The sequence below is a fragment of the Mycobacterium sp. 5-140-3-2 genome, assembly GCF_035666375.1.
Taxonomy (GTDB): Bacteria; Actinomycetota; Actinomycetes; order Mycobacteriales; family Mycobacteriaceae; genus Mycobacterium; species Mycobacterium intracellulare.
Genome location: NZ_CP142025.1, coordinates 3474784 through 3497428 on the forward strand (window position 1 = coordinate 3474784; position 22645 = coordinate 3497428).

The 22645-nt window shown below is 65.8% G+C and carries 22 protein-coding genes; 6 read left to right on the forward strand and 16 right to left on the reverse strand.

Annotated features, from left to right (window positions below):
* Positions 1 to 170 precede the first annotated feature (170 nt).
* Positions 171 to 2993 carry an aconitate hydratase gene (locus P6281_RS15785; protein ID WP_324738419.1) on the forward strand — a complete coding sequence of 941 codons (2823 nt, stop codon included), beginning with the start codon at positions 171 to 173 and terminating at the stop codon, positions 2991 to 2993.
* A 22-nt stretch (positions 2994 to 3015) separates the two neighbouring features.
* Complete coding sequence (locus P6281_RS15790) at positions 3016 to 3591, forward strand: TetR/AcrR family transcriptional regulator (protein WP_008257987.1); 576 nt, start codon at positions 3016 to 3018, stop codon at positions 3589 to 3591.
* On the opposite strand, the gene P6281_RS15795 is transcribed toward P6281_RS15790, so the two are convergent.
* From P6281_RS15795 to trxA, 4 genes are all read right to left on the reverse strand, one after another.
* The gene (locus tag P6281_RS15795; RefSeq protein ID WP_008257988.1) at positions 3588 to 3785 is read right to left on the reverse strand and encodes a helix-turn-helix domain-containing protein; all 198 of its coding nucleotides are present in this window, start codon (positions 3783 to 3785) and stop codon (positions 3588 to 3590) included. The two genes, P6281_RS15790 and P6281_RS15795, sit on opposite strands and share 4 nt — an antisense overlap.
* 181 nt (positions 3786 to 3966) lie before the next feature.
* Positions 3967 to 5604: an ABC-F family ATP-binding cassette domain-containing protein gene (locus tag P6281_RS15800; protein ID WP_014385196.1), complete on the reverse strand. Its 1638-nt coding sequence runs from the start codon at positions 5602 to 5604 to the stop codon at positions 3967 to 3969.
* A 27-nt stretch (positions 5605 to 5631) separates the two neighbouring features.
* Positions 5632 to 6441: an enoyl-CoA hydratase gene (locus P6281_RS15805; protein ID WP_324738420.1), complete on the reverse strand. Its 810-nt coding sequence runs from the start codon at positions 6439 to 6441 to the stop codon at positions 5632 to 5634.
* A gap of 43 nt (positions 6442 to 6484) precedes the next feature.
* A complete protein-coding gene (trxA, locus tag P6281_RS15810; RefSeq protein WP_014382817.1) occupies positions 6485 to 6838 on the reverse strand; it encodes a thioredoxin in 354 nt (117 codons plus the stop codon).
* Between the two features lie 145 nt (positions 6839 to 6983).
* Here trxA and P6281_RS15815 point away from each other — a divergent pair, with 145 nt between their 5' ends.
* The gene (locus tag P6281_RS15815) at positions 6984 to 8813 is read left to right on the forward strand and encodes an acyl-CoA dehydrogenase (RefSeq protein WP_324738421.1); all 1830 of its coding nucleotides are present in this window, start codon (positions 6984 to 6986) and stop codon (positions 8811 to 8813) included.
* Positions 8814 to 8834: 21 nt separating this feature from the next.
* Here P6281_RS15815 and P6281_RS15820 read toward each other — a convergent pair whose 3' ends face one another.
* Positions 8835 to 9113 (reverse strand): hypothetical protein, encoded by a 279-nt coding sequence (locus P6281_RS15820; RefSeq protein WP_014380448.1) that lies wholly within the window; start codon positions 9111 to 9113, stop codon positions 8835 to 8837.
* On the opposite strand from P6281_RS15820, the gene P6281_RS15825 reads away from it, so the two are divergent.
* Positions 9097 to 9675: a DUF5666 domain-containing protein gene (locus tag P6281_RS15825; RefSeq protein WP_236595465.1), complete on the forward strand. Its 579-nt coding sequence runs from the start codon at positions 9097 to 9099 to the stop codon at positions 9673 to 9675. The two genes, P6281_RS15820 and P6281_RS15825, sit on opposite strands and share 17 nt — an antisense overlap.
* Before the next feature lie 125 nt (positions 9676 to 9800).
* On the forward strand, positions 9801 to 10538 hold the full coding sequence (locus tag P6281_RS15830; protein ID WP_324738974.1) for a DUF5666 domain-containing protein: 738 nt from the start codon (positions 9801 to 9803) through the stop codon (positions 10536 to 10538).
* Positions 10539 to 10580: 42 nt separating this feature from the next.
* Here the strand turns inward: P6281_RS15830 and P6281_RS15835 are convergent, their stop codons facing one another.
* The 7 genes from P6281_RS15835 to P6281_RS15865 form a co-directional block, all read right to left on the reverse strand.
* Entirely contained in the window at positions 10581 to 10991 is a 411-nt protein-coding gene (locus P6281_RS15835) for a cupin domain-containing protein (RefSeq protein WP_324738422.1), read from the reverse strand.
* A gap of 19 nt (positions 10992 to 11010) precedes the next feature.
* Positions 11011 to 11763: an SDR family oxidoreductase gene (locus tag P6281_RS15840; RefSeq protein WP_202377474.1), complete on the reverse strand. Its 753-nt coding sequence runs from the start codon at positions 11761 to 11763 to the stop codon at positions 11011 to 11013.
* Between the two features lie 36 nt (positions 11764 to 11799).
* Entirely contained in the window at positions 11800 to 12228 is a 429-nt protein-coding gene (locus P6281_RS15845) for a Rid family hydrolase (protein ID WP_202284400.1), read from the reverse strand.
* Positions 12229 to 12244: 16 nt separating this feature from the next.
* Positions 12245 to 12775 carry a cupin domain-containing protein gene (locus P6281_RS15850; RefSeq protein ID WP_232518819.1) on the reverse strand — a complete coding sequence of 177 codons (531 nt, stop codon included), beginning with the start codon at positions 12773 to 12775 and terminating at the stop codon, positions 12245 to 12247.
* Between the two features lie 465 nt (positions 12776 to 13240).
* The gene (locus P6281_RS15855; protein ID WP_014711983.1) at positions 13241 to 13627 is read right to left on the reverse strand and encodes a GNAT family N-acetyltransferase; all 387 of its coding nucleotides are present in this window, start codon (positions 13625 to 13627) and stop codon (positions 13241 to 13243) included.
* Between the two features lie 159 nt (positions 13628 to 13786).
* Positions 13787 to 15025, reverse strand: coding sequence for a thiolase family protein (locus P6281_RS15860; RefSeq protein ID WP_014711984.1), 1239 nt, complete (start codon positions 15023 to 15025; stop codon positions 13787 to 13789).
* Positions 15026 to 15295: 270 nt separating this feature from the next.
* The gene (locus P6281_RS15865; RefSeq protein ID WP_014711985.1) at positions 15296 to 16066 is read right to left on the reverse strand and encodes an SDR family NAD(P)-dependent oxidoreductase; all 771 of its coding nucleotides are present in this window, start codon (positions 16064 to 16066) and stop codon (positions 15296 to 15298) included.
* Between the two features lie 303 nt (positions 16067 to 16369).
* Between P6281_RS15865 and P6281_RS15870 the strand changes: the two genes are divergently transcribed.
* Positions 16370 to 16588: a hypothetical protein gene (locus P6281_RS15870; protein ID WP_009955746.1), complete on the forward strand. Its 219-nt coding sequence runs from the start codon at positions 16370 to 16372 to the stop codon at positions 16586 to 16588.
* Positions 16589 to 16608: 20 nt separating this feature from the next.
* On the opposite strand, the gene P6281_RS15875 is transcribed toward P6281_RS15870, so the two are convergent.
* The 4 genes from P6281_RS15875 to P6281_RS15890 all read right to left on the reverse strand — a co-directional run bounded on the left by P6281_RS15875 (position 16609) and on the right by P6281_RS15890 (position 22590).
* Positions 16609 to 19554, reverse strand: a complete 2946-nt coding sequence (locus P6281_RS15875; protein WP_014385207.1) for an MMPL/RND family transporter — start codon at positions 19552 to 19554, stop codon at positions 16609 to 16611.
* Positions 19551 to 19976: an MmpS family transport accessory protein gene (locus P6281_RS15880; protein ID WP_008258012.1), complete on the reverse strand. Its 426-nt coding sequence runs from the start codon at positions 19974 to 19976 to the stop codon at positions 19551 to 19553. Before P6281_RS15880 ends, P6281_RS15875 begins: the two co-directional genes overlap by 4 nt.
* A 128-nt stretch (positions 19977 to 20104) precedes the next feature.
* Entirely contained in the window at positions 20105 to 21133 is a 1029-nt protein-coding gene (locus P6281_RS15885; protein ID WP_041297908.1) for a methyltransferase, read from the reverse strand.
* Positions 21130 to 22590 (reverse strand): MFS transporter, encoded by a 1461-nt coding sequence (locus P6281_RS15890; RefSeq protein ID WP_324738423.1) that lies wholly within the window; start codon positions 22588 to 22590, stop codon positions 21130 to 21132. The genes P6281_RS15885 and P6281_RS15890 overlap by 4 nt, the downstream gene beginning before the upstream one ends.
* Positions 22591 to 22645: the final 55 nt, after the last annotated feature.

Sequence of the window (22645 nt, forward strand, 5' to 3'; positions counted from 1 at the left end):
GCGAGATTCGGGCGCACACGAAGGTTTAACCGGCGGCCACCGCGATAAGACTGCAATCAGGACTGCCGTAGTAATGCAGGACAAGCGTACTGTTAAAGTTGCATGATCGTTTTGGACGATCCGCCGACACTCAGCCCGTCGGCGCTAGAACTAAATCCTTGGGAGTTGAAGTGACTGATTCTGTGAACTCATTCGGAGCCCGCAACACCCTCGAGGTCGGCGACAAGAGTTACCAGATCTATCGCCTCGATGCCGTCCCCAATACCGAGAAGCTCCCCTACAGCCTCAAAGTCCTGGCCGAGAACCTGCTGCGCAACGAGGACGGCAGCAACATCACCAAGGACCACATCGAGGCCATCGCGAACTGGGATCCCAAGGCGGAGCCCAGCATTGAGATCCAATACACCCCGGCGCGCGTCGTGATGCAGGACTTCACCGGCGTGCCGTGCATCGTCGACTTGGCCACCATGCGCGAGGCGATCGGCGACCTCGGCGGCGACCCGGAGAAGGTCAACCCGCTCGCGCCGGCCGACCTGGTGATCGACCACTCCGTGATCGCCGACCTGTTCGGCACCGCCGACTCGTTCGAGCGCAACGTCGAGATCGAGTACCAGCGCAACGGGGAGCGCTACCAGTTCCTGCGCTGGGGCCAGGGGGCGTTCCAGGACTTCAAGGTGGTGCCCCCGGGCACCGGCATCGTGCACCAGGTCAACATCGAATACCTCGCCAGCGTCGTGATGGAGCGCGACGGGGTGGCCTACCCCGACACCTGCGTGGGGACCGACTCGCACACCACGATGGTCAACGGCCTCGGCGTGCTCGGATGGGGCGTGGGCGGCATCGAGGCCGAGGCCGCGATGCTCGGCCAGCCGGTGTCGATGCTGATCCCCCGCGTGGTCGGCTTCAAGTTGACCGGCGAGATACAGCCCGGCGTGACGGCTACCGACGTCGTGCTGACCGTGACCGAAATGCTGCGCCACCACGGCGTGGTCGGCAAGTTCGTCGAATTCTACGGCGAGGGCGTGGCCGAGGTGCCGCTGGCCAACCGAGCCACCCTGGGCAACATGAGCCCCGAATTCGGTTCCACCGCAGCGATTTTCCCGGTCGACGAGGAGACGATCTCTTATCTGAAGTTCACCGGCCGCAACGACGAGCAGCTGGCGCTGGTCGAGGCCTACGCCAAGGAACAGGGCATGTGGCACAACCCGAAGCACGAGCCCGAGTACTCCGAATACATCGAACTCGACCTGTCCGACGTGGTGCCGTCCATCGCCGGCCCCAAGCGTCCGCAGGACCGGATCGCGCTGGCCGACGCGAAATCCACGTTCCGCGAGCAGATTTGCGACTACGTCGGTGACGACCCCGACAAGAAGGAATACTCCAAGCTCGACGAGGTTGTCGATGAGTCGTTCCCGGCCAGTGACCCGGGGCAGGCAACCAACGGCCACGCCGACGACCACAAGGTGCAATCGGCCGCCGCGCACTCCAAGGGCCGCGTGAGCAGCCCGGTGACGGTCAAGTCCGACGAGCTCGGCGAGTTCGTGCTCGACCACGGCGCGGTGGTGATCGCCGCCGTCACGTCGTGCACCAACACCTCCAACCCCGAGGTGATGCTGGGCGCCGCGCTGCTGGCGCGCAACGCCGTCGAAAAGGGCTTGGTCTCCAAGCCATGGGTGAAAACCACCATGGCCCCGGGCTCCCAGGTGGTCCACGACTATTACGACAAGGCCGGCCTGTGGCCGTATCTGGAGAAGTTGGGCTTCTATCTGGTCGGCTACGGCTGCACCACGTGCATCGGTAACTCCGGCCCGCTGCCCGAGGACATTTCGAAGGCGATCAACGACAACGACCTTTCGGTGGCCGCCGTGCTGTCGGGCAACCGCAACTTCGAGGGCCGCATCAACCCCGACGTGAAGATGAATTACCTGGCGTCGCCGCCGCTGGTGATCGCCTATGCGCTCGCCGGCACCATGGACTTCGACTTCGACGAGCAGCCGCTCGGCAAGGACAAGGACGGCAATGACGTCTTCCTCAAAGACATCTGGCCGTCGCAGAAGGACGTCTCCGACACCATCGCCTCGGCGATCAACCAGGAGATGTTCACCAAAAACTACGCCGACGTCTTCAAGGGCGACGAGCGCTGGCGCAACCTGCCCACGCCGAGCGGCAACACCTTTGAGTGGAACCCGGATTCGACGTACGTGCGCAAGCCCCCGTACTTCGACGGGATGCCCGCCGAGCCCGAGCCGGTCGCCGACATCACCGGCGCGCGGGTGCTGGCGCTGCTCGGTGATTCGGTGACCACCGACCACATCTCCCCCGCCAGCAGCATCAAGCCGGGCACCCCGGCGGCGCAGTATCTCGACGAGCACGGCGTGGAGCGCAAGGACTACAACTCCTTCGGCTCGCGGCGCGGCAACCACGAGGTGATGATCCGTGGCACGTTCGCCAACATCAGGCTGCGCAACCTGCTGCTCGACGACGTGTCCGGCGGTTACACCCGCGACTTCACCCAGGATGACGCGCCGCAGGCGTTCATCTACGACGCGGCGCAAAACTATGCGGCGCAAGACATTCCGCTGGTGGTGCTGGGCGGCAAGGAGTACGGGTCGGGCTCGTCGCGTGACTGGGCGGCCAAGGGAACGCGGCTGCTCGGGGTGCGCGCGGTGATCGCCGAGTCCTTCGAGCGCATCCACCGGTCCAACCTGATCGGTATGGGCGTGATCCCGTTGCAGTTCCCCGACGGCAAGTCCGCCAAGGACCTGGGGCTGGACGGCACCGAGGTGTTCGACATCACCGGTATCGAGGCGCTCAACGACGGCAAGACGCCGAAGACGGTGAAGGTCAAGGCAAGCAAGGACGGTTCGGACGCAGTGGAGTTCGACGCCGTGGTGCGCATCGACACCCCCGGCGAGGCCGACTACTACCGCAACGGCGGCATCCTGCAGTACGTGCTGCGCAACATGCTGAAGTCGGGCCAGAAGTCGGACTAGCGCGAGACCGGCCCAGCCACTCGTGCCCAAAGTCAGCGAGGACCATCTGGCGGCTCGCCGCCGCCAGATCCTCGACGGCGCCCGCCGCTGCTTTGCCGAATTCGGCTACGACAAGGCGACGGTGCGCCGCCTGGAGAAGGCGATCGGGATGTCGCGCGGCGCGATCTTCCACCATTTCCGGGACAAGGACGCGCTGTTTTTCGCACTCGCCCACGAGGACGCCGAGCGGATGGCCGATGTCGCCTCCCGCGCGGGACTGATCCAGGTGATGCGGGACATGCTGGCCGCGCCCGACCAGTTCGACTGGCTGGCCACCAGATTGGAGATCGCCCGCAAGCTGCGCAACGATCCCGCGTTCAGCCGCGGCTGGGCGGAGCGTTCGGCCGAGCTGGCGGCGGCGACCACCGATCGGTTACGCCGGCAGACGGAGGCACACCGGGTGCGCGACGACGTGCCCGGCGACGTACTGCAGTGCTATCTGGAGTTGGTGCTCGACGGCCTGGTCGCCCGGCTGGCGTCCGGCGAGGACCCGCAACGCCTGGCCTCGGTGCTCGACCTGGTCGAGAACTCGATGCGGCGCAACGGTTCTCGAGGTTAGGCCCGCGCCGCCTTCGCGGTCCGGTTGGGGCCGCCGCGGCTGCGCATCGTGGTACCCGACTCCCGCAGCAGGCTGTGGATGGACCCGTACGACCTACCGGTCGTGGCAACCAGGCTGCGGATGCTGGCCCCGCCTTCGTAGGCGTGGCGCAGTTCGTCCAACAACTGGTCGCGCGCCTTGGCCGACCTGTGCATTGCTCTTCTCATGGCTCCTCCGACACCGGGACACGACCGCAAGAAACCTAGAGTAAGAAGCCGTCGTCGACGGCGGGGAATTTCGCCAAATCGCCTTGGGCGCTTGCCGCCAGTGGCGATCGCAAGCGCGACCGCCGCAGAGTCCAAGCCGGGCGCAGCGGGTCGCCACCATCAGGCCAAGTCAGGCGAGCTCGATGAGATCCCGGTATTCGTCGGACCAGTAGTCCTCGGTGCCGTCCGGTAGCAGCACCACCCGTTGCGGGTCGAGGGCCTCGGCGGCGCCGGGGTCGTGCGTCACCAGCACCACCGCGCCCTGGTAACTGCGCAGCGCGTCGAGCACCTGCTCGCGCGACGCCGGGTCGAGGTTGTTCGTCGGTTCATCGAGCAACAAGACGTTGGCGGTCGACGCCACCAAACCGGCCAGCGCGAGCCGCGTTTTCTCACCGCCGGACAGGGTGCCCGCCAATTGGTCGAGCTGCGGACCGCTGAACATGAACGCGCCCAGCAGGCCGCGCAGGTCCTGCTCGCCCGAATCCGGTGCGGCGTGGCGGATGTTGTCCCACACGCTCGCGTCGTTGTCGAGGGTGTCGTGCTCCTGCGCGAAGTAGCCGATCCGCAGGCCGTGCCCGGGCTCGAGCCCCCCGGTGTCGGGGGTCTCGGTGCCGGCCAGCAGCCTCAGCAGTGTGGTCTTGCCGGCGCCGTTGAGCCCCAGCACCACCACCCGCGAGCCGCGGTCGATCGCCAGATCGACGCCGGTGAACACCTCCAGCGACCCGTAGGACTTGCTCAGCCCCTTGGCGACCAGCGGCGTGCGCCCGCACGCGGCCGGCGTCGGGAACTTGATGCGGGCCACCTTGTCGGCGACGCGCTCCTCGTCGAGCGCGGCCATCATCCGGTCGGCGCGGCGCAACATGTTCTGGGCCGCAACGGCTTTGGTGGCCTTGGCACCGAGCTTCGCGGCCTGGGTGCGCAGCGCGGCGGCCTTGCGTTCGGCGTTGGCGCGCTCCCGGCGGCGGCGCTGCTCGTCGGTCGCGCGCGCGTCGAGGTACTTCTGCCAGCCCATGTTGTAGACGTCGGCCTCGCCGCGCACGGCATCCAGAAACCACACCCGGTTGACGACGTCGGCGAGCAATTCGACGTTGTGGCTGATGATCACCAGCCCGCCGGTGTGGGCCCGCAGGAAATCGCGCAACCAGCCGATCGAATCGGCATCCAGGTGGTTGGTGGGCTCGTCGAGCAACAGCGTGGTCTCCGAGCCCGAGGTTCCCGCTCCGCCCTCGGAGGCGGCGAACAGGATGCGCGCCAATTCCACCCGGCGGCGCTGCCCCCCGGACAGGGTGCGCAGCTGCTGGGTCAGCACCCGTTCCGGCAGGCCGAGACTGGCGCAGATGCGGCTGGCTTCGCTCTCCGCGCCGTAGCCGCCCAGGGCCACGAAACGCTCCTCTAGCTGCCCGTACCGACGGATCGCGCGGTCGCGGGCGTCGTCGTCGGCGACCTCGGCCATCAACGCCTGCTGCTTTTCCAGGTCGGTGAGCAACACGTCCAACCCGCGGGCCGACAGGACCCGGTCGCGGGCCAGCACGTCGAGGTCGCCCTCTTTGGGATCCTGTGGCAGATAACCGATTTCGCCGGTGCGGGTGATCGACCCGGCGTACGGCTCGGTCTCCCCCGCCAGGATGCGCAGGGTGGTGGTCTTGCCGGCGCCGTTGCGGCCGACCAGGCCGATGCGGTCGCCGGGCTGGACCCGCAGATCGGGGCCGTCGGGCGAGAGCAGGATGCGCGCGCCAGCGCGGACCTCCAGGTCCGTGGCCGTGATCACGATCGCTCTCCCGAGTTGAAAAGACGCCTATTTGTCGTCGGTGAATACCGCTGGTCGTCGTTCTGCGCGTGCGGCAACCGCTTCTTCGAAGTTGGCGGTGAGCAGGCGGACGAAAAGCTGTCCCAAGCCTTCGGCTTGCATGTGCCCTTCCAGGCTACCGGCGTCCAGTCCACTCCACAGCGTGCACTTGGTCAACTCGACGCCCGGCCGCGAGAACGCCGCGATCCGCGCGGCGATGGCGTAGCAGGTGTCCAGCAACTGCTTATCGGGCACTTGGCAGGACACGAGCCCGATGCGCTCGGCCTCCTCGGCGGTGATGTCGCGCCCGGTCAGCATGATCTCGAACGCCCGCGACGACCCGATGGCCCGCGGCAGCAGGTAGGACAACCCCAGTTCGCTGGCCGTCAGCCCGTTGTTGATGCCGGCGGCGCGGAAGTACGCGGTGGTGGAGGCCACGCGGATGTCGGCGGCCAGCGCCAGGCACAGGCCGCCGCCGATGGCGGGGCCGTTGACCGCGGCGATCACCGGCTGGTGCAACCGGCGCAAACCCAGGATGACTTCGTCGAGAATCTCCATGGAGCGCAGCGCATAGGTGGGGCGGGTCAGCCCCTCGACGTGGGGCACCGAGCCCGCGGACTTGTGATCAGCCCCCGAGGAAAAGCCCCGGCCGGCCCCGGTGAGGACGACGACGCGCACCGCGTTGTCGTACCTGACCTTTTCCAGGGCCTCCTTGAGCGGGACCATGACGTCGAACGCCATGGAGTTCATCCGCTCGGGCCGGTTGAGGGTTATCAGCGCGACGCCGGGCCGCGGGTGGTCTACCAGTACCAAACTCACCCATGCAACCTAGCGCGTGGCCGACGCCGGCGCGGTGCCGCGCTTACTCGGCCGGGCCGGCTTCGGCCGCGTCGATGTCGAACGCCCGGACCTGCTGGACCAGGTCCTCCAGGGCCGCGGGAGGCAGCGCACCCGGCTGGTTGAACAGCAGTTTGCCCTTCTTGAAGGCCATCAGCGTGGGGATGGACCGGATCTGGGCGGCCGCGGCCAGCTGCTGTTCGGCCTCGGTGTCGACCTTGGCGTGCACGATGTCGGGGTGTTTCTCCGAGGAGGCCTGGAACGTGGGGCCGAACTGGCGGCATGGACCACACCAGGACGCCCAGAAGTCGACGAGCACGATGTCGTTGCCCTCGATGGTTTCGTTGAACTTCTCAGCGGTGAGATCGAGTGTTGTCACATTTTCGGTAACGCCCGGCGCCGACACGGTGTTCCCGCTCCGCCGGCGCCGCGCCCGGCGCTGGTTACGGTTGCGTACGTTTTCCCGCGTCCGACAGACTGGGCCTGACCATCCGCCGCCTCAAAGGACCAGTGAGGGAATCGCGTTGGGCCACTACATCGCTAACGTCCGTGATCTCGAGTTCAACCTCTTCGATGTCCTCGACATCGGCGCCTTCCTGGGCACCGGGGGCTACAGGGAACTCGACGAGGAGACGGTCCGCACGATATTGGCCGAGGCCGCCCGCCTGGCCGAGGGCCCGGTGGCCGAATCCTTCGCCTTCGCCGACCGCAACCCGCCGGTGTTCGATCCGGCCGAGCACACCATCAGCGTGCCCGACGAGCTGGCCAAGACGGTGCAGGCGATCAAGGAGGCTGGCTGGTGGCGGTTGATGCTGGCCGAGGAGATCGGCGGCATGGCCGCACCCCCGCCGCTGGCGTGGGGGGTCAACGAGATGATCATCTGCGCCAACCCGTCGGCGAACTTCTTCTGCCTCGGCCCGTTGATGGCCCAGGCCCTGTACATCGAGGGCAACGAGCAGCAGCGGCACTGGGCCGCCGAGGGCGTCGAGCGCGGCTGGGCGGCCACCATGGTGCTCACCGAACCCGACGCCGGTTCTGACGTCGGCGCCGGACGCGCCAAGGCCTTCGAACAGCCCGACGGCACCTGGCACATCGAGGGCGTCAAGCGCTTCATCTCCGGCGGCGACGTGGGCGACACCGCCGAGAACATCTTCCACCTGGTGCTGGCCCGCCCCGAGGGCGCGGGTCCGGGCACCAAAGGCCTGAGCCTGTTCTATGTGCCCAACTATCTGTTCGACCCGGACACATTCGAACTCGGTTCGCGCAACGGGGTTTTCGTCACCGGCTTGGAACACAAGATGGGCATCAAGTCCTCACCCACGTGCGAATTGACCTTTGGCGCAACCGATGTGCCCGCCGTCGGCTACTTGGTCGGCGACGTGCACCGGGGTATCGCGCAGATGTTCACCGTGATCGAGCACGCGCGCATGACGATTGGCGTCAAGGCCGCCGGCACGCTGTCCACCGGTTATCTGAACGCGCTGGCTTTCGCCAAGGAGCGGGTGCAGGGTGCGGACCTGACGCAGATGTCCGACAAGACCGCGCCGCGGGTCACCATCATCCACCACCCCGACGTGCGCCGCAGCCTGATGACCCAGAAGGCCTACGCCGAAGGCCTGCGGGCGCTCTACATGTACGCCGCCGCACACCAGGATGACGCAGTGGCCCAACGTGTTTCGGGCGCCGATCACGACATGGCGCACCGGATCGACGATCTGCTGCTACCCATCGTCAAGGGCGTGAGCTCGGAGCGGGCCTACGAGGTGCTGACCGAATCGCTGCAGACACTGGGCGGTTCCGGCTTTTTGGCCGACTACCCGCTCGAGCAGTACATCCGCGATTCCAAGATCGACTCGCTCTACGAGGGCACCACCGCCATCCAGGCGCTCGACTTCTTCTTCCGCAAGATCGTGCGCGATCGCGGCCAGGCCCTGCAGTTCCTGACGACTCAGATCACCGCGACCATCGACGACTGCGACGAGGCCCTCAAGCCGGTCGCCCAATTCCTGCAGACCGCGTACGACGACGTGACGGCGATGACGGGCGCACTGACCGGGTATCTGATGTCCGCGGCCCAACAGCCCACCGATATCTACAAGGTGGGGCTGGCCTCGGTGCGGTTTCTGCTCGCCGTCGGCGATCTGCTGATCGGCTGGCGATTGCTGGTGCAGGCCGGCGTCGCACACCGCGCGCTGACCGACGGCGCGGCGGGCGCTGACGAACCGTTCTATCAGGGCAAGGTCGCGACCGCGACGTTCTTCGCCAAGAACATGTTGCCGAAGCTGACCTCCCTGCGCACGGTCATCGAGGCCATCGACGACGAGATCATGAGGGTGCCCGAAGAGGCCTTCTGACGGTCACAGGTTACGCACAGCTCAAATGGGTAAACCATGACGTTCGCTCTCACCGACGAATGGAGAAACGTTGATGTCTGCCAGCTGTGCCGTGCCCCGGCTCACGCGCTTCGCGGTATTCGCGGTCGCGGGGGCCACCGCCCTGTCCCTGTCCGCCTGCGGCTCGTCGAACAAATCCAGCTCCACCTCCACCTCGACCTCGACGTCGACGTCCACCGTGACCTCGGCGGCCCCCTCGTCCACCCCGAACGCCGAAGCTAAGGTCAGCGGCCTTATCGCGTCGGTGGCCGGCAACTCCATCCAGGTCACCAAGGAAGACAACGCGACCGCCGCGGTGAACTTCACCTCGACCACCAAGATCACCGAGGCCGTTCCGGCCGGCCTGCCCGACGTGACCCAGGGCAGCTGCCTCATCGTGAAGCCCACCGAGGGATCGGCGCCCGGGCAGCCGGTGACGGCCGCGAAGGTCAAGATCAGCGAGTCCGTCAACGGCACCTGCCCCAAACCGCACGAGTCCACCCCCGGCGGGGCCAGCAGCACACCGCCGTCCGGCTCGCCGTCGCCGGCCCCCGCCAAGCCGGCCTGGGTGCGGGGTTCGGTTGCGTCGGTGTCGGGCGACACCATCAACCTGACCGGCACGGATGCCAGCGGAAACACTACGCAGACGACGGTCACGGTCGACGACAAGACCAAATACACCAAGCAGACCACCGCGAACACCGAAGCGATCGCGCCGGGCAAGTGCCTGTCCGCGCGCGGAACCACGGACAGCGGCGGCGCGCTGCAGGCGACGAGCATCAAGCTACGACAGGCCGTCGACGGCAAATGCGGCAAGCCCAAGCAGCCCGGCCAGGGTGGATGACCCAGGCTCGAGCTAGCTGAGATTGCCGTCACCGCCGGCGGGCGCGAGCGAAAACCGCGCCCGCCGGGGGTGATTGGCCACGACGGCGAACATGTGATGGAGAAGAGTCTGTGCGTGCCGCTTCGTTGAAACCCCGGCCGACGCACATCGCGATCGCCGCGGTGATCGTTTTCATCGCGTTGTGCGTGGCCATGTGCGACTCCCCGCGCGACACGTCGAGCAGTAACGCGCCGCCCGCCGTCATGGCCGTCCCGCCCAGCGCCGCACCGAGCGCGGCGCCACCGCCGGCGCCGCCCCCTGCCCCGCCGGTCGGCAAGGATTACGTCGAGGGCATGGTCCAGTCGGTGTCGGCTGGCACGATCGCGCTGCGGACGCGAACCGGCTCCGCGAGTGTGGATTACACGCCCGAGACGAGGGTTGTCCAGGTCACCCCGGCCAAGCTGGCCGACGTGACCCCCGGCAGCTGCGTGAACGTCCGCGCCACCCCGCAGAGCGCGCCGACCCCCGGGGCGGTCACCGCGCAAGCGGTGACGGTCACCGCGTCCGCGGACGGCAAGTGCCCGCCGCCGGCCGGGTTCTACGGGACGGTTGCGTCGGTGTCGGGCAACACCATCACCGTCACCGGGCTGGGCCCCGGCGGCCCGGGCGCGCCTACCACCGTGACCGTCACCGAATCGACCTCATATCAACGGCAGACACCGTCGGACGCCCAGGCGATCACCAACGGTAAATGCCTGGGCGCTAACGGAACTCAAGACGGCGGTGTGCTGCATGCGGCGATGATCAGCTTGGAGACGTGCCCGCCCATGGGCCACCCGCACCACCACCACCTGCATCTGCCCCACCTGCCGTTCCACCTTTAGCCTGCGGCGGCGCGAAGCCGGGCGCAGCGGGCCGCCGGCCGTTCAGCCGTTGACCCGCAAACCCTTTCGCGCCTCGAGCTCCTCTTGGGTAACCCATTCGCGCAACGGTCGCCCCGGCACACACAGCAACGTGAGGACGAAGCTACAAGGAATGTCAGCTCGGTTGTTCGCGTCCCGGTAGTGGATCACGTCGCCGCCGGCCCCCCAGAACGCGTCTCCCGCGCGAAGGACGCGGGGCGCTTCACCTTCGATCTCGAACAGCATCTCCCCGTCGATCATGTACCCGAATCCCGGTCCGCCGGGAAGCCGATGCGGCGGGTTTCCGGGGGCGCCGGGTGGATGGTTGATGAGGACGGTCAGCACGTGGGCGTCGGCCGGAATCGACGGCGACCGCACTTCCTGCGGCACGGTGAACGTTGATTTCGGTTCGAAGTCGTTCGCATCCAACAACATTCGCTGCCTCAACCTGGGGTTACGACGCGCGGTGCGCATCGATCCAGTCGGAGTATCGAGTGGTGAAGATCGTGGCGTTGTCGTCGGGCGCGAGGGTGTGATCGTCGATCACCGCGCCGAAGTACGGGGCCTGGGCGTCGGTCACGACCCGTCGATGATCACCGCCGGCGGCGAGGCCCGTGCGGACAAAGTCGTCCATTCCCATCGCTTCGGGTCCGGCGATCTCCGTCACGCCGTTGCTCGGGGGCTCGACCGCCGCGCGGGCCACGGCGGTGGCGACGTCGTCGGCGGCGATGGGACGGAACAGCGCGGGCGGCAATCTGACAATGTCTCCGTCCGTGGCGGAATCGGCCAAGCTGACCGCGAATTCGTAGAACGGAGTTGCTCGCACGATCGAATAAGGCACGCCCGAATCCTTGATCAGCTTCTCCTGAGCCGCTTTCGCGGTGTTGTAGCCGCTGTCCGGCATGCTCTGCGCGCCCACCACGGACAACGCGACGTGGTGTTTGACCCCCGCTTCCCGTTCGGCAGCGAGAAGATTCGCGGTCGCGGTCGTGAAGAAGTGCATCACGGGTTCATCGTCGAACACCGGCGAATCGGCGACGTCGACCAGGACGTCCGCACCGGCGACGGCGTCGGCCAGGCCTTCACCGGTGAGTGAATCGACACCGGATCGGCGGGAGGCGACGAGCACGTCGTGTCCTTGCGCGAAGAGCTGGCTCGCCACCTTCGAGCCGATAAGCCCACGACCGCCGATGACCACGATCTTCATGATGGACCTTTCCGAGTTGTTCTTGACCGAACCGGTCTACTTGCTGCCAAATCCGGCGATGGCGACGACCTCGATCTCGACGCGCTGGCCGGCCAGTGCGAGCGCCTCGACGCCCAGTGCGGTCCACAGCGGCTGCCGTTCACCGAGCCGCTTGCGGAACTGGTCCACCATCAACGACATGTGTTGACTGCCAATGGAATCGTCGGCGGTGGGGACATGGTAGGAGTGTACGTTCACCACGTCGCCCCAGGTGGCGCCCGCCTCGGCGAGGGTTTTCTCGATGTTGTCACACGCCTTGTCGATCTCGTCCTCTAAGGATGTGACCGACAAGGCGAAATTCGCGTCCCAGCCGCCCTGCCCGGAGATCTCGATGCGATCGCCGATGCGCAGAGCTTGGCGGTAGTGGTTGCGGGTGCGGGCAATCTCGCCGTACCCGGGCGTATCGAAGAATTCGGGCTTGGACATGCGGGGGTTCCTTTCATCAAATGGGCTCACCGGGGAATCTCACGCCGAAGCGTTTGCAGAGTTCGGGCACGCTGTCGACGTCCATCTCCAGCTCGTAGCGTGCACAGAGTTCGTCTAGGCTCTCCGTCGAGATCTTGTCCACACCGCCAAGGTCGGTGAGCTCGTCGAAGAACTGCTCAAATCCTGCGGGGGAAATGATCTCGAGGATGCGGGCGGGTTCGTCACCCGCATTCCAGAACGTATGCCATTGGCCCCGCGGCTTGAAGATGAAGTCGGCGGGCCCGCCATAGAGCACTTCATCGCCGAGCAAAGCTCCGACGCGTCCCTCGATGATCCAGCTGTACTCATCTTCGTTGTGGTGGCGATGAAGCGGTGCGGCCAGCGCTCGTGGCGACATCGGATGCTCGAGGACCGAGAAGCGCCCCTCCGCATCAAGCTTGTCGAGGATGTGGCGGACACCGATCGTGCCTTGGAACACCGACTTGCCTTCGGTGCGCCCGACAGACCTAGCGGGCGGCCCGCCCGGCCTCAAGATGTCAGTTGCCACGTCAATTCCACCTTCCCAACTCTTCTGTCGTCACCGAAACAACCATCTGGCCTCACACTGCATGATCGAGGTCTCCTTTAGGTTTTCCGTGACGGTTCATCGCCGTCCCCGGTATCGACGGCTCTTGAACAGCTCAGCTCGGCCGCCGCACAACGGGGGGCAATCCTGCGCGGTCCTGCTCTTAGTGAACCTGCAACCACGCCGGGTGAGCTGTCATCACCCCAACCACCAATTCACCCGGGTGAGTGGTGCGCCGCAGTGAACCCGAGCGTGGACGGATGAGCCTGCGCTCGCGGAAGCCCGCTGTTCGCGGGATAGATCGAACGCGTCCGCATTATGAGTGGACTTGCCTCCCATCAGGGAATCGCATCTTCCGAAACTGAACGCACACAGCAGAATACGCTCACCAGAGCGGCGACTACGTCGTCGCTGACGGGCGGCCGGCCACGGAACAAGCGCGGGCGATTAGGGGCTGTCGCGAGCCGGCCGCGACACCGGGCGGAGCAATCCTTGATACTGGTCGGCGACCAGGTCCCGATATTCGGGGTGGCGCAGGATGTAGTCGGCCGTGACCTTGCACCGTGGGATGACGGTATGTCCGGCCCTCCGGATCAGAGTGAGCACACCACTGATCATCGCCGAGGAGACCCCCCGATCACGCCATTGCGCATCGACCTCGGTGGCCATCAAAACGATGTGCGCGCGGTAGCGGCGGTACGGCTGCCGACCGATCACCTGGCCGTCGACGGCGGCCTCGAACCGACTGTCTTGGGCGTTGTCGGTGATGATCGTCTGTAATCCATGGTGGGCACTGCGTTCGATACTGCCCATCGATGTTGCCGATTCGCTCACGATCCACTATCCCTTCCGCATCGTCACGGGTGGCAGCTGAGGTCATGGGCGATGACCTCATGCTCGGTGAGAGTCGCCGGGGTGTCATCATCCGAATTCCGATCGTCCGGGTGATTCGCCTCGATGAAGCCGGACTGCGCTGCGCCAGGGGGCCGAAAGCTACACGGCATCAGGGTTTTCCACCACTACCGCCACCCCTTGGCCCGAGCCGATGCACACCCCGATCACGCCATAGCGTGCGCCACGTTCCCGTAGCTCAATGGACAATGTCAACAAATACCGCGCTCCGGTCGCGCCAAACGGATGCCCGATCGCGACCGCGCCACCGTTGGGCGTGAGCTTGTCATCGGGCACGACAAAGCCGTCGAGTTGGTTGGGCAACTCCCGCAGCACCCCCAAGGCTTGCGCGCTGAACGCCTCGTGGATCTCCCAGACATCGATCTGTTGCGGGGTCAGGCCGGCACGCCGGATCGCCGCCGGCATCGCCCACGCTGGAGCTATCCCCATGATCAGCGGATCGATCCCATGGACGGCGCTCGACACCATCTTGGCCAACGGCTGCAGGCCCAAGTCGGCCGCGCGCTCCTTCGAACCGATGAGTACCGCGCTCGCGCCGTCGCTCAGGGGCGAGGAGTTCGCCGCCGTCATCTGCGTGGTGCCCGGCTGGGCCGGAAGTGCCGCCAGCGCCTCCGCCGTGGTGTCATCACGGATGAACTCGTCATGCTCAACCACGCGCGCCGCCGTCTTCTTGGTAGCCGGGATCGACACTGCCATGATCTCTTTGGCCAGCCTCCCCCGATCGCGAGCGGCTTTGGCGTGGCGCTGCGAGCGCAGCGCAAACGCGTCAATCTCCCGACGGCTCAGCGAATAGCGATCCGCGACATTCTGCGCCGTCTCGATCATGCTGAGGTAGGCGTTGCGCGCCAGCAACACTGGATTCGGCGGACCGCCCGCACCACTCCACATCGTGTCGAGCATCAACACCGGACCGCGGGGGTTGAAGGCCGCGTCCCCCTTCATCAGCGCCCAACCCGAGCGCGACATCGATTCGACCCCGCACGCGATGCCCAGGCCCAGATCGCCGGCCTTGATGGCATGGCTGATACTCACCGCCGCACTCAACGACGAGCCGCAGAACCGATTCACCGTCAAGCCCGCGACGCTGTCGGGAAACCCAGCGGCAAGTGCGGCCCATCGTGCGATATCACCCATCCCCTCATGGGCGGGGTTCACGCATCCGGCGTGGACATCTTCGACGGCATCCAGGGGAACGCCCGCCCGTTCGCATGCGCCCTTGAGCGTCATGCCCAACAGGTCGTCGGCACGGATCGCCGATAGCGCACCCCCGTAGCGGGCAAACGGCGTGCGCACTCCGCCGAGGACATAGGCGTCGCTCATCGGGGTCCCTCCTCGTCGCGGCCAAGCCCACACGACGTGGAGCGCCGCGACATGCGGTCCACCCGTTCCGTCAGTACGATCCGGTCACGACGATCACGCGGTAACAAGCACGGCCCCAACGATATTGGCGCTCGCCCAAGATCAAGCAACGTCGGCATTCGTGATTACCCTTCCCCGGTTGCGCTCATCGACTGAGTCGGGCGAAAGTTCGGTCTGCGGCCCGAAGCGATAGACCAACACCGGATGGGCTTCTCGGTAGCGCGTGTTCGATCAGTTGCGGCCGGCCATGACGCCGCCGTCAACGTTGAGGATTGCGCCGGTGACCCAACTGGCCTCGTCCGACAGCAGATACGTCACGGCGTTGGCGACGTCGGCGGCGGTGCCGACCCGTCCCAAGGGATGAAACGGCGCGAACGTCTCTAGCGTGGCGTCGATCTCGTCCTTCGGGACCCATCGCTCGAGGGCAGGGGTCTTCACCGCGGCCGGTGCCACCGCGTTGACGCGGATCTTGTGCCCGGCAAGCTCGATGGCCAAGTTGTGGGTGAGCGCATGCAGCCCGGCCTTTTGCATGGAATGCCCCGCCGATGGGGTCCGGCCGATGGCTTGATGCGCCCACATGCTGCCGATGTTGACGATGGCCCCGCCCTCGCCCCTGGCGACCATCCCCGCAACGACGGTCTGAGTCAGGAAGAACAGTGCGTGGTTGAGCTCCATGTAGGAGTCGTAGAACTGCGCGTCGTAATCGAGAAACGGCCTGGGGATGAAGAATCCGGCCGCGTTGACCAAAAGGGTCGCATCGCTGTGCTGTTCGGCAAGCGCGCGCCGCACATCGGCGATCGCAGCGCGGTCGGTCAGCTCGGCGGCGATGCCCCAGGCGTGGCCACGCCGGCCCGTCAGGTCGGCGACGGTGTCGTCGACACGGGCTTTCGAGCGTCCCACGATCACCGCGCTGCCGCCATGGTCGACGACATCGAGAGCGACCTGCCGGCCCATGCCCGCACTGCCCCCGACAACGATGACCTTCTTGCCGTCAAAATGCATGCTCGGGTCCCTTCCCGGTCTCCTGACGAGCCCCCAACCGGGGTAGCAATCCCGTCCGATCTGTAGTGAGACTGCGGCCAGGCGGGGTGAGCTGTCATCACCCCGGCACCGTATTCACCCGGGTGAGTGAACCGACTTTGCAGTGAGAATCGACGACGACGGCTCGGTTTTCAGAAGATAGTTAATTTGCAAGCGCAACGAAATTATTTTGAAATGGCCGCCACCTGTTTTCGAAACGGAAATTGTCCGCTAGCGATAAGAAACCAGCACCGATTCAGGGCAGCCGCGCGTATTCTGACCAGTATGGTCAAGACCAAGACCTGCGTGCATTGCGGCCACACGTTCGACCCGGATGCCCGGCGGCGTGACCTATCCGATCCGGAGTGGCTCCCGGCCGCATCGGTCTATTGTTCGCACGAGTGCAGTGACCGCTACCATTGCGAGATCGTGCATTGCTGCTCGACCCACGTCAAAGAGAAGGCTCAGCGCGAAGCCGCCATGGCGGCGCATCGCGAAACGTAGACCGATTGTCCCGCCGGCTGCTATGTCTGCGCATCCGACGGCACCCCGCGTTGCGGGTGGTACAGCAGTGCACGAACAAGCGGGCGGGGTCCGACCGACCGGAGCATCTGACTGGCCGGGCGGACCCGTACCCGCTTCGGCCACCAGAACCAGCGTCCCATCACCGTCATGATCGACGGCGTGATGAGCGATCGGACGACGAACGTGTCGAACAACAGGCCGATGCCGATCGTCGTGCCGAATTGGCCGATCGCCCGGAGATCGCTGGTGATCATCGTGCCCATGGTGACGGCGAACACCACGCCGGCGGCCGTCACCACCGGCCCGGTCACACCCATGCCGCGGATGAGTCCCGTTTTCAGCCCCGCTCCGATCTCCTCCTCGATGCGGGACACCAGCATCAGGTTGTAGTCGGACCCCACCGCCAGGAGCACGATCAACGCGAATTCGGTTGCCACCCAGTGCAACTGGAAATCACCAAGGTGCTGCCAGATCAGTGTCGAGAACCCGAAGGCGGCCCCTAGCGACATCACGATGGTGCCGACGATGACGCCCGCCGCGACCAGCGCGCGGGTCACGATCACCATGATGATGAAGATGAGCACGATCGAGGCCACCCCGGCGATCATCAGGTCGTACTTGGCGCCGTTGGCGATGTCGTAAAACGTTGCGGCCGTGCCGCCGAGGTAGATGTCCGCGTTCTCCAGCGAGGTGAGTTTCAGCGCCTCCTTGGCCGCTTGGCGCTCCTGATCGACGGACGCGATTCCCTTCGACGTCGCCGGATCCACGGAGTGAGTGATGATGAAGCGCGCGGCCTTGCCGTCCGGCGACACCATCAGGCTCAACCCCAGCTGGAAGTCCGAGTTCTGGAAGATCTCGGGTGGCAGGTAGAACAGGCTCTCCACCTGGGCGTCGTTGAAGGACTTGCCCATCACGGCGTTCGTGTCGGTCAACCGGTCGAACTGATCGATCAGGCTGTCGAACGAGCTGTAGATGGTCAGCGTCGTATCCCGGATCGACTTCGAGACGGCGATGTTCTCGGGGATGATCGCCAGCAGTTCGCGCGTGGCCTTGGCCGTGTTGGTGAGGTCGCTCGTGAGGGCGTGGAACTTTTCGGCCAGCAGATCGAACCCGTCCAGCGCGTCGAACAGGCTCCGTAGCGACCAGCAGATCGGGATGTCGTAGCAGTGCTTCTCCCAGTAGAAGTAGCTGCGAATCGGTCTCCAGAAGTCGTCGAAATCCGCGATGTGATCCCGGATTTCGTCCGTGATGGCCGCCGTCTCCCCCGTGGTTTTCGAGCTGTCGTCGGCGGCGTTCGCGAGCTTCTGTGTGACCGCGTACTGACGCTCCAACAGCGCGATCTGGGTGTCGAGGAAACCGGTGATCTTCTTGATGTCGGCGACGCGATCCTTCAGGTAGTTCAGGTTGCTGCGGATCGGCGCGCTTTGCACACTGAGCTGGAACGGAATCGATCCGTCTTGAATCGGCGGGCCCAGAGGCCTGGTGATGCTCTGCACACGTTCGATGCCCGGCACCCGGAAAATGGCACCGGCGATCTTGTCCAGGACCAGCATGTCCCTCGGATTGCGCAGATCGTGGTCCGATTCGATCATCAGCAGGTCCGGGTTCAACCGGGCCTGGGTGAAGTGTTGATCGGCCGCGGTGTACGCCTGCACCGACGAAGCGCTCGGCGGCAGGTAGTACAGGTCGTTGTAACGAGGAGTGAAGCCCATCAAGCCAATTGCGCCGACGATCGCCAGGATGACCGACGTAGCGAGGATGGGCGCCGGCCACCGCACGATGGCCGTCGCCAAGCGGCGCCACCGCGTGTAGTTGAACTCGCGCTTCGGGTCGAAAAGACCGAAGCCGCTTGCGAAGGCGATCAGCGCGGGCGTCAGCGTGACGCCCGCGGCCACCACCACCAGCAGACCGACCGCACACGGAAACGCCAGCGAACTGAAGTACGGCAGCCGGGTGAATTTCAGACAGGCCAGCGCCCCGACAATCGTCAAACCCGAGCCCAGCACCACCTTGGTGACACCGGCGAACGTGTCGTAATAGGCGGCTTCGCGATCCAGCCCCCGTTCGCGGCCCTCCTGGTAGCGGCCGACCATGAATATGGCGTAGTCGGTGCCGGCGGCGATGGCCAGTGCCGTCAACAAGTTGACGGCGAAGGTCGACAGCCCCATGATGCCGGTTTCGCCCAGCAGCGCAACGACGCCGCGACCGGTGGCCAGTCCGACGAACAGGATGACCATCGTCAGCAACACCGTGCCGATGGATCGATAGACGAACATCAGCATGATCGCGATGATGATGATGGTGATGATCGTCATCTTGGCCAGGCTCGCGTCGCCGACGACGATCGTGTCGGCGGTCAGGGCTCCCTGACCGGCGACGTAGGCCTTCACCCCGGCCGGCGGTTTCGAGTCCGCGACGATTTTGCGAACCGCCGCAACCGATTTGTCGCCGACGGCCCCGCCTTGGTCACCCCGCAGGTTGACCTGAACATAGGCCGCCTTGTGGTCGTAGCTCTCGACACCGGAAGACGTGAATCGCTGTCCCCAGAAATTCAGCGCATGCTCGACGTGTTCGTGGTCCTGCTGCAGCTTCTTGACCAGATCGTCGTAAAACCGGTGAGCATCCTCGCCGAGGGGTTTGTCACCGACCAGGGTCACCAGGACAAGGTTGTCGGAGTCGTACTCCTTGAATTTCTCCCCGATGTGCTTCATCCCGGTCACCGAAGGCGCGTCGGACGGCGAGAGCGGCACCGAGACTTCCTCGGCAACCTTTTCCAGCTGTGGGACGAAGACGTTGACGCCGATCGCGATCAGCAGCCAGACCACGATGATCGGCAGCGCCAGGACGCGGATGGTGCGGGCGATCCGCGGTTTCCGCTCAACCTCGGTGCGCTGCACGACGGGGATTTCGGCCGTGTCGTCAGCGTCGCTGCTATCGCTGCTCACGCGGACTTGTCCAAGCAGGAAACCTGCGCGTTCCGGTTGGTGGCCTGTTGTTGATCGACCAACTTGCCGTCGACGGTGATGCGGCAGCCGATGAAGGGACTGTCACCTTGGGCGACGACGTAGGCGAAGATGCCGGGCATCTCGGCGACGATCGTCTTCGACCATGGCAAGGTGGTGAAGTTGGCCTTCTGCGGCAGTGACTCCGCATCCATCCAGTTGACGACGCCGGTCGTCCCGGGCGGTCCCAGGATTTCGTAGATGGCGGTCTTGGCCGCATACGGCGGGGTCGCGTCCCGGGGATCGGGCTTGGGCAGCCCGGGTCCTGGGAAAACGCCGTTGAGTCGGATCACTGCGACGCCACCGATGACCAGCGCCACAGCCACGACCAGCGGAACCCATGCCCGCTTGAGAAGCGTTAACACCGTGCCCCCCGATCAGGAATGCTCGACCGGCTGATATTAAGACATCTCTTCGCGTGCGCCACGGCTAGCCGAACGCAACAGCGGTCGAGTTGATTCCCGCGGTGGGCGCATTCGCTCGGATGCCATGTTCAGATCCCTACGGTTTCGATGACCGCGAACTGCCCAGCCTGGCCGACGGTCGTGCGGCGAAATCCGGCGGAGGCGAAGAGCGCGTCGAACTCGGCGATGTCGCGTTCCTTGCCACCATTCATGACCAACATGTTCATGTCCATCATCGCCGGCAGCCCGGGAAGCCCGAATTCTCCCACAAGATAGTCGATGACGACGAGGCGCCCGTTCTCTTGCAGGGCGGCACGGCAGTTTCTCAAGATCCGTATGCAGTTCTGGTCGTCCCAGTCGTGCAGGATGTATTTGAGCACATAGAGATCCGAGGGCGGTACCGTCTCGAAAAAATCGCCTCCCACCGCGGTAAGACGTTCGTGCAGACCATCTTTGCGCGCCGCCGTCGCGGCGTCGGGCACGATGTGCGGCAAGTCGAAGACGCCACCGCGCAGGTGGGGGTTGGCCCGCATCATCGCCCGAAGGACCTCGCCGTTTGCTCCCCCAACGTCCAGCGCGTATCTGACGCCTCGGGTGTCGACCACCTTTGCGATCTCGATCGCAGCGGCCGCACTGAGATTCGACATGGCTTCGGTGAAATGACTCGCCTCGTCGGGATGCGCGGCCAGATAGTCGAAGATCGTGCCGGGTGCGCCGTGTGCAGCCTTCATCTGGCCGGTGCCGCTGCGAACAGCATCCGGGAAGCGGCCCCAGGTCAGCCAATGACCAGGCGCGGCTTGGGCAAGGACCATGCCACGCAACGAGTTCGGGTCGTCGCGCAGCAGCGTGCTGAGCAAGGGCGTCCCGGTGAGCCGCACACCATCGTCCGACGTGACAAGACCCAGGGAGGCGCAGGCACGGATAAGCCGCCGGGTGGCGGCCGGATCGATGGACTCTTCCGCCGCGATCGCTTCAGCCGTGTCGGTACCCGCGGCGAGATGATCCGCCACGTTGAAAGTCGCTGCAGCACGAACGATCTGCGTGACCCAGAAACCGGTCAGCATGGTCATCATGCGCTCGTAATCTTGCGCCCCGGACGGTGCGGAATGTGCTGTCATGTCTCCTCCATCGCGGCAGACGGACTCGAGGCCACGGCCGGTTGCACGCCGGGCCGGTCACGGCACAACGCCGCGATGTCGCACGGGACGGGTCGGCACCCGCCAGGCGGATTGGTTATCAACAGTGCGGCGCACAACGCGCCTAGGGCGAATAGCGCGGCACTCACCTCCAACACGCGGGCGAATCCGGCGGCGCTCGCCGCGCCGACGGTGATGAGGCCCATGGACCCGATCGACATCAGCGCGGCCAGCCGCGACACCGCGTTGTTGATCGCCGACGCCAGGCCGCTGTGTTCGGTCGGCACCGAGGCCAGCATCACCGACGTCAGCGGTGTGATCGTCGCGACCAGCCCGATGCCCAGCACGGTCATCCAGGGGATAAGGTCGCTGATCGCGTGGAATCCACTGGGTTTCGGACGGATCAGCAGCAGTCCCAATCCCGCCACGGCGGGGCCCCCGATCAGGAACGCGCGTGGTCCCACCCGCGCGGCGATGCGACCGACATGGCGGGCGAACACGAACGACAGCGCCGGGATCGGCAGGGTGGCGAGTCCGGCCGCCGTGGCGGAGTACCGGCCGATTTCCTGGGTGTAGAGGGCGACGGCCAGCGATCCCAGCGTCAATGCGCCGTAGACGAAGGCGGTGACGAGGTTGGCGGCAGCGAAGTTACGAAAGGTGAACAGCGACAACGGAAGCATCGGGCACTTGCTGCGGTGCTGCCACCTCACGAAGCCGGCCAGGGCGGCGACCCCGACCACCAATGGTGCGAGGACAGCCGGGTCGGTCCAGCCATCGCGTTGGGATTCGATCAACGCGTATACGGTCGCGCCCAGCCCCACCGCCGACAGGACCACCCCCGCGGTATCGACACGGGCGCCTTCGACCCGCCCCGATACCGGGCACAGCCAGAACGTCAGGGCATACCCGACCGCCATAGGGATCGCCGACAGCACGAAAATCCAACGCCAGCCCAGAAAGTCGACGCACATTCCGCCCAGCAGGGGGCCCGCAGCGAAGGCGGTTCCCGTCCACCCGGTCCAGACGCCGATCGCCGCGGACCGCTGCGCCTTGTCGAAGACCGTGTTGATCAACGCCAGCGAGCCCGGCACCAGGAACGCGGCACCCAGGCCTTGGACGAGGCGCGCGGCGATCAGCATCGCGGGCGAGGTGGCGGCCGCCGCCAGGACCGAGCCCGCGCCGAAGGTCAACAGCCCGAAGCGCATCACCGGAACGCGCCCGAACAGGTCCGAGACGGAGCCGCCGGGCAAGATCGCGGCCGCCATCGCCAACAGGTAGCCGTCAATGACCCACTGCTGCAACGCCAGACCACCGCCGAGATCGTGCTCGGTGGCCGGCAAAGCCAGATTGATCACGGTGGAATCGAAGAACGCGACCATCGACACCGTCACCGCGACCACCATCGCCCGGCGGGTCGGTGCCGCGTCGCGCAACGTCATTGCGGGGCCCGTTCGTCGTATGGCCGTGGCTGGGCGCCAGACCCGTTGCGTGAGC